10 protein-coding genes and 1 pseudogene are annotated in these 13,021 nt (G+C 60.2%); 9 read left to right on the plus strand and 2 right to left on the minus strand.

Going from position 1 to position 13,021, the window contains the following annotated elements; all coding sequences use genetic code 11:
• The first annotated feature begins 31 nt into the window (after positions 1-31).
• The 4 genes and pseudogenes from guaA to ASD12_RS17185 all read left to right on the plus strand — a co-directional run bounded on the left by guaA (position 32) and on the right by ASD12_RS17185 (position 5,962).
• Positions 32-1,594, plus strand: a complete 1,563-nt coding sequence (gene guaA, locus ASD12_RS17170; protein ID WP_056588484.1) for a glutamine-hydrolyzing GMP synthase — start codon at positions 32-34, stop codon at positions 1,592-1,594.
• 63 nt (positions 1,595-1,657) lie between these two features.
• Positions 1,658-2,047 (plus strand): annotated as a pseudogene (locus ASD12_RS17175) (isocitrate/isopropylmalate family dehydrogenase); the annotation flags it as partial.
• Positions 2,034-3,134 carry a tartrate dehydrogenase gene (locus tag ASD12_RS17180; protein ID WP_056588489.1) on the plus strand — a complete coding sequence of 367 codons (1,101 nt, stop codon included), beginning with the start codon at positions 2,034-2,036 and terminating at the stop codon, positions 3,132-3,134. The pseudogene ASD12_RS17175 and the gene ASD12_RS17180, both read left to right, overlap by 14 nt.
• An 806-nt stretch (positions 3,135-3,940) precedes the next feature.
• Entirely contained in the window at positions 3,941-5,962 is a 2,022-nt protein-coding gene (locus tag ASD12_RS17185) for a mechanosensitive ion channel family protein (protein ID WP_244482873.1), read from the plus strand.
• Positions 5,963-6,284: 322 nt separating this feature from the next.
• Here the strand turns inward: ASD12_RS17185 and ASD12_RS17190 are convergent, their stop codons facing one another.
• Entirely contained in the window at positions 6,285-6,746 is a 462-nt protein-coding gene (locus ASD12_RS17190; RefSeq protein WP_056588492.1) for a hypothetical protein, read from the minus strand.
• Between the two features lie 277 nt (positions 6,747-7,023).
• Positions 7,024-8,736, minus strand: coding sequence for a hypothetical protein (locus tag ASD12_RS17195; RefSeq protein ID WP_056588494.1), 1,713 nt, complete (start codon positions 8,734-8,736; stop codon positions 7,024-7,026).
• Positions 8,737-8,951: 215 nt separating this feature from the next.
• On the opposite strand from ASD12_RS17195, the gene ASD12_RS17200 reads away from it, so the two are divergent.
• The 5 genes from ASD12_RS17200 (at position 8,952) to ASD12_RS17225 (ending at position 12,964) form a co-directional block, all read left to right on the plus strand.
• Complete coding sequence (locus ASD12_RS17200; RefSeq protein WP_348271723.1) at positions 8,952-9,167, plus strand: hypothetical protein; 216 nt, start codon at positions 8,952-8,954, stop codon at positions 9,165-9,167.
• Positions 9,168-9,225: 58 nt separating this feature from the next.
• Positions 9,226-9,753, plus strand: coding sequence for a hypothetical protein (locus tag ASD12_RS17205; protein ID WP_056588498.1), 528 nt, complete (start codon positions 9,226-9,228; stop codon positions 9,751-9,753).
• Between the two features lie 180 nt (positions 9,754-9,933).
• On the plus strand, positions 9,934-10,734 hold the full coding sequence (locus ASD12_RS17210) for a hypothetical protein (RefSeq protein ID WP_056588505.1): 801 nt from the start codon (positions 9,934-9,936) through the stop codon (positions 10,732-10,734).
• Positions 10,735-11,268: 534 nt separating this feature from the next.
• The gene (locus ASD12_RS17215; RefSeq protein ID WP_210173861.1) at positions 11,269-11,655 is read left to right on the plus strand and encodes a hypothetical protein; all 387 of its coding nucleotides are present in this window, start codon (positions 11,269-11,271) and stop codon (positions 11,653-11,655) included.
• 433 nt (positions 11,656-12,088) lie between these two features.
• Entirely contained in the window at positions 12,089-12,964 is an 876-nt protein-coding gene (locus ASD12_RS17225; RefSeq protein WP_056588513.1) for a peptidylprolyl isomerase, read from the plus strand.
• The last annotated feature ends 57 nt before the right edge of the window (positions 12,965-13,021 follow it).

Below are 13,021 nucleotides of genomic sequence, written 5' to 3' on the forward strand. Positions count from 1 at the left end.
GCCGACTCATTTCTTTCTCTAAACGCTCGCCATGAAAACAGCCAATCATCCCGACACCGTCCTGATTGTCGATTTCGGCAGCCAGTTTACCCAGCTCATCGCCCGCCGCATCCGCGAGGCGGGCGTGTTTTCCGAGATCGTGCCGTTCCAGTCGGCCGAAGCGGCGTTCAAGCGCATCAATCCGAAAGCCGTCATCCTGTCCGGTGGCCCGGCTTCGACCAGCGATATTGGCAGCCCGCGCGCGCCGCAGATCGTCTTCGACGCCGGCGTGCCGGTGCTTGGCATTTGCTATGGCCAGATGGCCATGTGCGTGCAGATGGGCGGCGTCGCCGAAAGCTCCGACCATCGCGAGTTCGGCCGCGCCTTCGTCGAGATCGAAAAGGACAGCCCGCTGTTCGAGGGCCTGTGGGCACCCGGCCAGCGTCATCAGGTATGGATGAGCCATGGCGACCGCGTCATCTCCTTGCCCAAGGGGTTCGAAGTGTTCGGCAAGTCGGAAGGCTCGCCCTTCGCCATTTTCGGCAACATCGAGCGCAAGATGTACGGCATCATGTTCCACCCAGAGGTGGTGCATACGCCCGATGGTGCCCGGTTGCTCAGGAACTTCGTCCACAACATCGCCGGCATCGAAGGCGACTGGACCATGCGCGCCTACCGCGAGCACGCGGTCGAGACGATCCGCAAGCAGGTCGGCAAGGGCAAGGTCATCTGCGCGCTGTCGGGTGGCGTCGATTCCTCCGTCGCAGCGCTGTTGATCCACGAGGCGGTCGGCGACCAGTTGACCTGCATCCTTGTCGACCACGGCCTGATGCGCAAGGACGAGGCCGCCGGCGTGGTGGCGATGTTCCGCCAGCATTACAATTTGCCGCTGATCCTGGTCGATGCCTCCGAAAAATTCATCTCGGCGCTGGAAGGCGAGGTTGACCCGGAGAAGAAGCGCAAGACCATCGGCCGGCTGTTCATCGAGGTGTTCGAGGAAGAGGCCAAGAAACTCGGCGGCGCCGATTTCCTGGCGCAGGGCACGCTCTATCCCGATGTCATCGAGAGCGTCTCGTTCACCGGCGGCCCGTCGGTGACGATCAAGTCGCACCACAATGTCGGCGGCCTGCCCGCGCGCATGAACATGCAGCTGGTCGAGCCGCTGCGCGAACTGTTCAAGGACGAGGTAAGGGCGCTTGGCAAAGAACTCGGCCTGCCCGAAAGCTTCATTGGCCGCCATCCGTTCCCGGGCCCCGGTCTTGCCATCCGCTGCCCGGGCGGCATCACCCGCGAAAAGCTGGAGATCCTGCGCGAGGCCGACGCCATCTATCTCGACGAAATCCGCAAGGCCGGCCTTTACGATGCCATCTGGCAGGCCTTCGCCGTGCTGTTGCCGGTGCAGACGGTCGGCGTGATGGGTGACGGTCGCACCTACGAGTTCGTCTGTGCGCTACGCGCCGTCACTTCGGTCGACGGCATGACGGCGGATTTCTACCACTACGACATGGCCTTCCTCGGCGCTGCAGCCACCCGCATCATCAACGAAGTCCGCGGCATCAACCGCGTCGTCTACGACGTCACCTCGAAGCCGCCGGGAACAATCGAGTGGGAATGATTCAGACCTACCCAAACGCCGCCGAAAATACGCCAATCTGCGACGTAACATACTGATGTCGTTGTCACCACCAACATGTTCGGCGACATATTGAGCGACGAGGCCGCCGGCCTTGTCGGCGGCCTCGGCATGGCGCCTGGCCTTTGCATCGGTGAAGGCAACATAGCCATGGCGCAGGCGGCGCATGGGTCTGCTCCCGATATCGCCGGCAAGGGCATCGTCAATCCCTATGCGATGATCGAATCCACCCGCATGCTGCTGGAATGGCTCGGCCATAACCGCGGCATCGCCGAGGCGCTCGCCGCGGCGTCCCTCATGGCGCAAGCGACCATTGCCGCGCTCTCGCGGCCCGAAACGCGGACCAGCGACATACGCGGAGCCACCGACACCGAAGGAATGACCAGCGCCATCGTCGCTGCCATCGAAAAGGAGCCTGAAAATGTCCTCGCATAAGATCGCGGTCATCGGCGGTGACGGCATTGGCCCGGAGGTTGTTGAGGCCGGTGTGAAGGTACTGGAAGCATTGGCCGCGGTCGAGCCGGGCCTTGCCTTCGATTTCAGGCGCTTCGACTGGGGCTCGGACTACTATCGCCGCAACGGCCGCATGATGCCGCAGGATGGCCTCACCCAGATCGAGGGCTTCGATGCCATCTATTTCGGTTCGGTCGGCGATCCGAACCTTCCCGACGATATCACCCTTTGGGGTCTGCGTCTGGCCATCTGCCAGGGCTTCGACCAATACGCCAATGTGCGGCCGACGCGTCTCTTGCCTGGGCTGACCGGCCCGCTGCGGCCCGAACTCGGCAAGCAGATAGACTGGGTGATCGTCCGCGAAAACAGCGAAGGCGAATATGCCGGCGTCGGCGGTCGCGCCCATCGCGGCCTTCCGATCGAAGTCGGCATGGATGTCGCCGTCTTCACTCGCACTGGCATCGAACGGATCGCCCGCTTTGCCTGCGACCTTGCCATGTCGCGCCCCCGCAAACTGCTGACAGTGGTGACAAAGTCAAACGCACAGCGCCATGGCATGGTGCTCTGGGACGAAGTCGTGCGCGAAGTGGTTCGTGATCATCCCGGTCTGACTGTCGACTGGATGCTGGTCGATGCAATGACCCAGCGCATGGTCAACAAGCCGGGCAGCATCGATACGGTTTTGGCGACCAACCTTCATGCTGATATCCTGTCCGATCTGGCTGCCGCGCTTGGCGGTTCGCTCGGGATCGGCTCGACGTCGAATATGGATCCGTCGCGCAATCGTCCGTCCATGTTCGAACCCATCCACGGTTCGGCCTTCGACATCACCGGCAAAGGCGTCGCCAATCCACTCGGTGCGTTCTGGACCGCAAGCCTAATGCTCGACCATTTGGGCGAGCCGGCTGCGGCGCGGCGCCTCATGGTGGCGATTGAAACCGTCACCGATCGAGGAGAGTATTTGAGTCCGGACCTGGGTGGAGTGGCGAACACCGCCGAAGTGACCGCTGCGGTGATCGCTGCACTTTCTGGTGCAAACAGTACAAGCTCCTCTGGCTTGCCCGGATAGAAGCGGTAATCGTAGCAAAGTTGGTGGACTTCTTTGATGGCCATCGCGCTGCGGCTGGAAAAACATCCAGACACCTTCGTTGGAACCCGGCCCAGCCGCCGAGGTCTCGTAGCGACATTGCAGCTGGCGCGACCACGAAGCAAAATTGCCCTTCTTGAAATGGTGACGGTACATTTCGAGACGGCTTTGGACGCGCCATCGGACGTCGCAAGGGGAGTGAGGGGTTAGCGTACTCCGGAGTGCCCCGGCGTAGTTTTTCGCAGAAAAAACGACGATTGGCGGTTTATCTCATTCACTATCGACGCTGCATCATCGACTGAAGTCTCCGACTGCCCAAGTCACTGATTTTTCTGGCCCCGTGCAAACCAGGGCCTCGTTGGGTGTGAAGGACAGCAGATCAATCTGACGGTACTTTTGACGGTACTTTTCGTACGCGACTTAACGTCCGAGAAAAGTACCGTCACCCGTTTTCTCGGCCTGACGGTACCTTTTTGTGGGTCAACACTTTGAAATATATCCAGAAAATGGCTTTCCGGTGACATTTCGGCGCGAACGGTACTTTAGCACGTTCCGGCATCGGCCAAGGCGATTTGCGTATGCGAGTGAAAGCTCGTGAACCGGTCGTCCGTGCCGGCGGACAGGTTTCTACAGGTGGCCGCGTCGGGGGACGCGGGACGGACTGTTTCCACTCGCGGCGGTCCGTAGACCGCGGCTTGGTCATCCGCCGGCCGGGTAGTATCAGCGTCTCCTGGAAGCTCCGATCTTCATCGGACCAGCCGCGTTTCCGATCGTGAAGTCGGATGCAAGTGAAAAAAGCTACCGGGCAAGTCGACCAGAAGAAACAAGTTCAGTGCGCTCGGACCCCGCGCGGGGCAATGGGCCGGGCAAAAAAGCTTGAATTGTTCGACGGTCGGGCGCTGGATAGCGAGACAGCGGCCGACGAGCGAACGCCGGAACTGGCTTCCGAGGCGCTGAAGGGGGGAATCGTGGATACGACGGCGGAAACGGACGTTACTTCGTTGATTTCGGGCTTCGAACAGCTCGCCGAGCGATTCGTCTCCGGACTGTTCGCGCGGTTTGCCGCTTTAAGCGGGGTCTCCGCCGAGCTTGAAAACCTGAGGGTCTCGCTCGCGGCCGAGGGAACGTCTCTCTTTACACTCCTGTTCGAGATTGTGTTGGTTGTTGCGCTCGTAGCGGGCGTGTTCATCCTGCTCGTCCGGCGGTTCAAGAAGGCGAGTGCCAAGAGCAGTGCATGGCGCAGATTCTTCGCGGGCGTGGCGGCTGCTGTGGTGGCGCTGGTTATCGGTTTCATTGCTGCGCGGCTGCTGGCCGGTTCGGGCCTGCCTTTGCAAACCCTTCACCTTTGGACGGTAGCGACCGTGCTCGGCCTCATCATCCTCGCCGCCGTCAGATCACTCTTGATGGCATCGCGGCGAAGCGAGTTTGCGGAGCGCTCCGTCCATATGGCGACGCTCGTGCGCGACCTCTCGCTTGCTATTGGCTTGGCGCTCGTCGGCGTTACGCTGCTCGGGACGTTGCGGCTCTGGAGCGTCGGACCGGCCTTGGGGGACCTGCTGCGAACAGGCTTGGGAATTCCGATCTACTTTTTGTTTGCGTGGGCGGTATGGCGGCACAGACGCACAATGGCAGCCGCCGTCGCCGGTCCGCGTCCCAGAGGCCGCTGGCGCACCCGTCTCGCCAAAATGTGGCCGGCAATCGTGATCGTCTTCGTGATAATCACCTTTCTCAGCACTCAGGCCGCGCTGACCCTGGGAGCATCGCTTCGTGGGTCGGCCGTTGTGCTGACCGCGTTGATGTTTCTCGCCGCGCCGCATCTCGACGCAATGATCGGGAACTGGGCGCAGCGTGGATTGGAGTCTTCTGACATCTCGATCTTGGCAGCGGCAGGGCGACAGACCGCTCGCTTCACCGTCGTGGCTATCATGATTGCCATGCTGGGAACGCTATGGGTGACACCGCTGGCTGCCGGGTTCGGCATAGATCTGCGAGAGGTCGCCAAGGGCGCATCCGGTGTGGCGCTGATCATGTTGGGGGCGGCGTTTCTGTGGAACGTGGTCGGCACAGGGACGGCTCGCGCCTTACGTGCGGAGTTACCCGCCGTAGCTGATGACGAGGAGGCGCTGGGTGCGCCGCGTTCACGGCTGGGCACGCTGGTGCCGCTGATCAGCGCGGTCGGCAAATCGAGCATTCTGGCCTTGGCGCTGCTCTCGATCCTGGTGTCGATCGGGGTTAATGTCTGGCCGCTGATCGCCGGCTTGAGTGTGTTCGGGCTGGCCATCGGCTTCGGCTCGCAGACGCTGGTGAAGGACCTGGTCTCCGGGCTGTTCTTCCTGATCGACGATGCGTTCCGCTTCGGCGAATATATCGAAACGTCGGGCGCCAAGGGGACCGTAGAAAAAATCTCGGTCCGGTCCGTTTCCCTGCGCCATCAGCGCGGTGCCTTGGCGACAATTCCCTATGGCGAGATCGGCAAGATCCAGAATTTCAGCCGCGACTGGATGATCGAGAAACTGACCTTTCGCGTTGCATTCAACACCGATGTCGACAAGGTCCGCAAGATTTTCAAGAAGATCGGCCAGGATATTTCGGCCAATCCGGAACTTGCTGGAGATTTGCTCGCCCCGTTCAAGAGCCAGGGAATTGCCGAGGTTGAGGACGGCACGCTGGTTATCCGGGCCAAATTCATGGCGAAAGCCGGCAAACACTTCATGATCCGCCGCGCCGTTTTGCTCGCCGTGCACCAGGCATTTCAGGAAAACGGCATTAAGGCCGTCCCAAAGCCCCTGACATCCAATCCCGGAGCCTGAGCATTCGGACAATCACGACTACGCCGTGCTGATGTATGCTGATCACGTTGGACGCGTCTGGACATTCAATTTAGGCGTCTGGAGCTGGCGCGATACCGACCTCAGCTAACCCGAGCCCGATGCAAATCGTTCCTCGCCATCTCCCATGTGTCGGAAGCGGTGGCAGCAGACGTTTGCATTCAGCGAGGCCCGCTGCTGAGGCGAGCGTGGGCCAGGCAGTGCTGACGTCGGGCCGGAACTGGACCAGCATGCCGCGCTCCGGATCGCGCCAAAGCTCCCGCTCGGAGAAACCGTGCCTCCTACGTGGTACTTGCGCAAGCCTTCAACGGATCCATCTGACGAACCGCACGATCACTTCCTCGGCGATGACCATGGTCATGACGACAATAATCAGCGGCACCACGCCGTGCAGCATGCCTTCGAAGCGGACCCTATCCCCGAACACGAAGGTAATCGCCTCCAGAATCACGAACTTGGACAGGAACAGCACCACCCATGCGCCGAAGAAACGCATGAACTTCATGAAGGCACCTTGCCTTGCCGAGAAGAACACGGCGACCTGATGCTCGATGGCAATCGTCCCCTTCAGAAGGGCCTGCAACAGGATGGCTGCAAGCAACGACACGCTGAAGGAAGCGACCGTGACGCTGTCCGAAAACTCATCGAACAGGTTTAGGACCACGAGGTCGATCAAGACTCCGAAGGTATAGCGGAGGATCAGCCGCTGGCGGTCAGTCGGCATTTCGGCCGTGGCCGGCAGAAAACCGTGGATTTTGTCAGCCATGACACCCCCTTCCAAACAAAACACCCTGCCGAGCGGTGCGAATCTCCGCATTACCTTCGCACCTTCCGTTTCGAGGCGCCACGTAACTAACGGTAAATACAGTGGGCCACCGGCTCCAGCGCCGAAAAGGTCGCCAGCTTACCGGGATAGCGAAGGATTGACCGCCCGCTATGATGCGACCGTGACTGTAGTCGGGTCGCGTTTCTAAGCAGAAGGGCCGCGGGGCGAAGTAACCCGCCGCCAAAGAGGGGCGGTTGCCAACCTCACAGAATTGCTCTCAGTCCGCCACGTCGAAGCCCGCTTTCTTCAGCGAACGGATGACGAATTCGACATCTTGGGATCGGGCCAAACGCATCGAGACTTGCTGGCGCACGGTCTTCACCAAATTCGGTGCATTCTGGACAAGCCAGTCACGCTCCCGTTCGGCCTCGATTTTGTTTCCCGCTTCACCGAAAACCGCAGCAGCAATCAAATGGTAGATCGGATTCGAGGGAACCGCGGATCTTTTCAGCCACATTGCTGCCCGCTGATAGTCGCCGCTGAAATAGGAGCAAAGGGCCAGGTCGGCCTCAAAGGTGCGCAGGGCGCCGGGATTCCTTTCACGCGCTTCATTGAGCAACGCGCATCCCTCATGCCAATTGCCGGAGACCGCCAGGCGCTCTCCATATTCGCCCATAAAATTGGTGTCGTTCGGATTGATGGCCAAGGCCTGTTTGCCAACGCTCAATGCAGCATCGACTTCCTTGCTGAAATAAAGCCCAAGCATTTCTGCCTGACGTCCGCGGACATTGAGGGGGTCAGCTTCCACAGCTTTCCTTGCCGCAGCCAAGCCGAACTCGAGGGCTGGCGCCGACGAGGCTGGATCGGCTGGTATCTCGTACCGGTACTCATCTATGTAAATCAACGAAAGAAGCCCCCAGGCCGTGGCGTAGTCTGGGAAGTGATCCACTGTGTTCTTGAGGCAGGTGCGCACCGATGATCGCGTTATTGGATCGAGGGTGGTTTTGTATTCGTAGAAGGAAAGCGTGCAGGAATACGCGGCCCAATCATCGGGGGGATTGCTGACGTGGAGCTTGGCATCTGCCTGGAAGATAACGCCGTAAGCCTGGGCCAGGCTGGTCGCCACCTTGCTCGCAATATCGGCCTGGGCCTTGACGAGGTCAGCCACCCTCAATCCACCACTGTAACTTTCAGACCAAAGAATCGAACCATCGGCCCGGTTGACCAGCCGCATCCGGAGCCAGAATGCGTCTGGGGCAAGGTTGACGCTCCCTGAAAGAACAAATCGCGGCAGCGATGCCTCCCCGCCGTTTGCGGGCGTTTCCATGACCGCGATGTCCTTGAACTTGGAAAGCTGGACGACAATTTCCTGCTTCAATCCGACGGCGGCCGCCGACCCACTCGGAGTGCCGGTCAGATCGTCAAACTTCTCCACAAGCACGCGGGGCATTACCGGCGCGCCCGGCCTGACGGATGTCCATGACCACACCAGCACCAACGCCGCGACCACGAGAAGCGCTGCAGCACCCAAGGCGGTCAGCAGCAGAGGCATCCGCCGTGCTGGAAATTCGGTTGGCTTTTGCGAAACAACCGACAATGGGGGCGCTTCTAGTGCAAATGGCGAACGGACCGAGAAGACAGGAACATACCCCCCCTTTGGAATCGTGATCAGGATCGGGTCAGTGTGTCCGGCCGTCAGATAGTAGCGCTCGAGCGCACGCCTGAGGTGGCCAGCCTCGATGCGAACGATCGGATCCGTTTGCGGGTCGAACGCCTCGCCGCGACCAAACACTTCGACTGCGATGGAATAGGCCTTGATGCGATCGCCTCGTCCCGACAATGCTTCCTCCACCACATGGCTGAGGAAACGCCGCTCGCGGCCTGTGGCATCGAAATCGATACTGTCGAGGATAAGGGCAAGTTGGGCGCGACAAGCCTCGATGGGGAGCTCATGCACCCCCGGTGCGGGCGTTTCCGCCTGGATCGCCATCTCCTCCCTCGATCCTTGCAACCGCGTTCTTGTTGTTGTGCGGTTACATGCTTATCCACGTAACTTACCTTCTGCTGCCGTCTCTTGGCAATATGATTGCGTCAGGTCGATGAACTGGCGTCATGAGCACAAAAGACGGATCGTCTCACAGACACCGAGCGGTCTCGGCGGCAGTACGCCGATACCCCCAGTTTGAATTGACGATCCATCGGCTGATGGATCGAAGCGAGAGTTTTCGCGACATCTGCGAGGAACTCGCCGATGCGGAGTTTGCGCTCTCGAAGGTCGACGAGGCCCCGCCGGCATTGCGCGAGGCCCGACGAGCCGAATGGCAGGAACTGGTGGATCGGCTGGTTGGAGAGGTAGGGGCGGCAGTGCTGAATACCGATGCCGCCCGCAAGCCAGGTGTCAACCCGTGGCCGCCACGGTGAACAGCCATGAGTGAGCACGGCAGTAGCAAAGAGCGACAGCAAAGGAAAGGCAAATACCATGCGAAACTTCATGACACTGATTGCGGCAATGTCAGTAGCACTTTCGTCTGCGACGGCAACCTACGCACAAACACAAAATCCGCTGCCCAAGGCCAGCGATGTGCTTGTCCGATACGGCGAGGACGTCGAGGGCTGGACGGTCTATACAAATCAAACCCGCGGAGATTGCTTGATCGTGCGCCAGGACGGGCCAAGTGCGGTGCAAATGGGCGTTACCGCAAATCAGGAAATCGGGTACCTTGGCGTGTTCACGAAGGTGGATATCGGCCTTAAGAACGGGAACACGTCTGACATCTTTGTCTCTTTGGACGGCCATCTCTACAAGGGTGTGGCCACAAGCACGAGCGGCGAACTCAAGGGCGGATATTCTGGCGGCTACATCTTGACCGACGACCCGAAGTTCAAGCGCGACGTGGCGAAAAAATACAAAATGACCGTGTTTCCGGAAACCAAGGGGACCTTTGTCGTCGACCTGAAGGGAACTTTCAAAGCAATGGCAGTGGGCCGCAAGTGCCTCAAGCACTGACCTTCCGGCGGGCCATCAAACACAGCGGCAATCCGGTCGACGTCAAGCCACCAAAGGCGATACGTTGAAGTTGTAGCGCAATTACATGCTTACCCCACGTAACTTACATTCCGGCGCCAGCTCTTTGGGGCCTACTATCCATGAATGAATGCAGGAAGTGCCCATAGAGCGAGCCCTGACATGAAGACTTTCCATCGGATACAAACCTTGGGTTGTGGTGTTCTTTCCGTCCTTTGGCTTGCCCAGCCCGCCGGGGCCGCGGATGTGGTCTCACCCTTGACGCCGGAGCTTAAGCCCGTAGCAAGCGAGCAAGGGTGGACGTTCTCCGTCGCTCCTTACTTCTGGGCGGCGGGATTGTCCGGAAGCGTCTCACAGTTCGGTCTCCCCCCCGTCGACGTCGACGCGAATTTCGGCGACATTCTGAAGAATCTCGACTTCGCGGCGATGGCGATCGGGGAGGCGCGCCACGACCGGTACAGCATCTTCGGCGACCTCATGTATGTAAAGGTGTCGACGGGGAGCGGTACTCCGCGGGGCATCTTCGCCACCAATGTCGATGTCAGTTCCGAAACGTTTTCAGGGTTGGTTGGAGCGGGCTATTCGATCTTCCAGAGCGACGCCGGACGTCTCGATCTCGTCGGCGCGATGAGGGTCTGGTCCGTAAACACAGACCTCGACTTCCACGGCGGTATCCTCGACGGCGTGTCGCGCAGCGACGGGGCAACCTGGGTCGACGGGCTGGTTGGCGTTCGCGCGAATTACTCGCTCACGCCCGAAATCTATCTGACGGGCTGGGGCATGGTTGGCGCAGGTGGCGCCAATGTCGACTGGGACGTCGCAGCCGCAGTGGGATACCGGTTCAACGAACGCTTTTCGGCGGTCGCCGGCTACCGCGCGCTCGGCGTCAACTACCGCAATGACGGCTTCGTCTTCGATGTCGTCCAGCAGGGACCGATCATGGGATTGGTCATCCGTTTCTAGATCCAGAACTTCATTCAATGAACAACAGCGGAGGAAGTGATGACAACGAAATTTACATTCCGCAACTGCGCCGTCCTGGCCTTGGCTTTGGCTACTTTCGTACAGATTGATCCGGTCTCCCTGGTGACTGGGGGATCGATATCATCTGAAGCGTTGGCCCGCGTTGGCCGTCCTCTTACGGCCACAAGCGCAGCGGGCGTCGCGAGACGCGCGACCCGGCGAACCATCCGCAGAACAAGCGTCTATGTAGCTAGGCTACCGGCCGGTTGCGCCAAGACTTCGGTCAATGGGACGGCCGTCTGGCATTGCGGCGGGAGATATTATCAGCACTCGGGTTCGAAGTACGTGGTGGTGCACGTCAACTGATCGGGGCGCGGATGGCGGCCAGCCAGACCTGACCGACAGCAGGTCGGCGGCGACACGATCGTCCAAGCAACCACCGGTCGAGGGTCGTGCGCTCGGATGCTGCCAGGACCAATCGGTGGGTCTTGCTGTGGACGAGGTCAACAGATGAACGCGACACGAAGGGTATTCTTGGTCGTAATTGCAGCGGTCGAGGCGGCAACAGGTCTCGGTCTTCTGTTGCTGCCTTCCGTTCCATTTGCTCTCCTGCTTGGGTTGGAAAGCGCCACCGTTGAAGCAATTTTTGTCGGCCGCATTGCGGGCGCTGCGCTGCTTGCCATAGGTGCCGCAAGCTGGATGGCGAGGAAAGACGAGTCAAATTCTTCACTATTCGGATTGCTAGTTGGCATTCTAATTTACAACACGGCCGTATCAATTCTCCTCGTCTACGCGGCCACAGTCCTGAAGACGACCGGCGTCATGCTTTGGCCCACGGTTGCATTTCACGCACTTCTTGCCGTCTGGGGTGGTCTGCTTCTACGGGGCATTCCGGGGGAAACCCCGCTGGGAAACCGGTGACAACCAAGGAGCTGATCCTTGGAAAGTAAGACAACGTCTCATTGGCTTGCGGCACATCGCATCTGACCAGCACGGGCAAGCTGCTCAACGATGGCGCGGCGCTACTCCAAAGGGCCAGCAAGGTTCAACTGCGAAGTCTGCACGCGCTGAAGGCAAAATGCAGCCCCACGCGCCGGTCCGTGATGCCGCGCCCGCCCGGGCACATTACGTGTTCGCGCCCGGCAACGACAGCGGCTCTGTGGCGCGATTACATGCTTACCCCACGTAACTTACATTCCAGCGCCAGCTCTTTGGGGCATATTATCCACGAAGGCATGCAGGAAGTGCTCATCGAGTATCACGCCCAAATGGCGTTGCACGGTAATTTGAGAGCATTCCGATTGTCGGCTGGCGGCGTGCGAGATGCTGCCTTCGCCGGAGCGGAGGAAGGCGTATGACGTTGCTCAGGGAGCCTCTGCTGCATTTTGCCGTCGTCGGCGCGATTCTGTTTGGCGGCTATTCCTGGCTGAATGACAGGCATCTGGACGCAACAGTCGCGGAGCCGGTCCGGATCGGCGAAGGCGATTTGCGTTGGCTCAAGCAGACCTGGTCGAGCCAGTGGCTGCGCGAGCCAACCGCCGATGAGCTCAAGGGTCTTGTCGACGATCTGCTGAATGAGAAAGTGATGGCGCGCGAAGCGCAGCAGATGGGCCTCGAGAAGGACGACACCATCATCCGCCGCCGCTTGGCGCAGAAGCTCAAATTCCTTGTCGAGGATACGGTCCAGCTTGCCGAGCCGACCGAAGCGGAACTGCGGCAGTTCTATGCCGCCAACCCTGCGCACTTCGAGACGCCAGGAAAACTGTCGTTTCGGCAGGTGTACTTTAATCCGGAGCATCGCAAGGATGCCGCGGCGGACGCGACCGCCGCACTGGGTGCGCTATCGGCGAATGTCGAGGACGACTCGATCGAGGGTGACCGGCTGCTGTTCGGCGACAGCTTCGCCGACACTGACGAACAGGCGTTGTCCGGAATGTTCGGCGCCGATTTTGCGCGCGAGGTGTTTGCGTTTGAACCGGGCGGATGGCGTGGTCCGGTGAAATCTGGCTATGGCTTTCATCTGGTGCTCGTCAAGCAGCGCACGGCGACCACGCCGAAGCCCTTCGACACCGTGAAGGATGCCGTCCTTGCTGAGTGGCGCTCTGCAAAGCAGACCGAGCTCAGTCGCGAGTATCTGGTCGAGCTGCGCAACAAGTACGGCGTCGAGCTCAACGACGATGCGAAAGCGGCGCTGGGGTCAGGGCCCGCAACGAATGTGGCCGCACAATGAGGCGGCTGGCCAAGTGGTCTGCGCTCGTGCGGTGTGCCCGCGCCGCGTTGGAGTGCG

This window comes from Mesorhizobium sp. Root102, assembly GCF_001425625.1.
Classification (GTDB): domain Bacteria; phylum Pseudomonadota; class Alphaproteobacteria; order Rhizobiales; family Rhizobiaceae; genus Mesorhizobium.

Bases quoted from the DNA above. Each gene is read 5' to 3' on its own strand.
- guaA (WP_056588484.1), top strand. From the start codon at position 32: ATGAAAACAGCCAATCATCCCGACACCGTCCTGATTGTCGATTTCGGC.
- ASD12_RS17180 (WP_056588489.1), top strand. From the start codon at position 2,034: ATGTCCTCGCATAAGATCGCGGTCATCGGCGGTGACGGCATTGGCCCG.
- ASD12_RS17190 (WP_056588492.1), bottom strand. From the start codon at position 6,746: ATGGCTGACAAAATCCACGGTTTTCTGCCGGCCACGGCCGAAATGCCG.
- ASD12_RS17195 (WP_056588494.1), bottom strand. From the start codon at position 8,736: ATGGCGATCCAGGCGGAAACGCCCGCACCGGGGGTGCATGAGCTCCCC.
- ASD12_RS17200 (WP_348271723.1), top strand. From the start codon at position 8,952: ATGGATCGAAGCGAGAGTTTTCGCGACATCTGCGAGGAACTCGCCGAT.
- ASD12_RS17205 (WP_056588498.1), top strand. From the start codon at position 9,226: ATGCGAAACTTCATGACACTGATTGCGGCAATGTCAGTAGCACTTTCG.
- ASD12_RS17210 (WP_056588505.1), top strand. From the start codon at position 9,934: ATGAAGACTTTCCATCGGATACAAACCTTGGGTTGTGGTGTTCTTTCC.
- ASD12_RS17225 (WP_056588513.1), top strand. From the start codon at position 12,089: ATGACGTTGCTCAGGGAGCCTCTGCTGCATTTTGCCGTCGTCGGCGCG.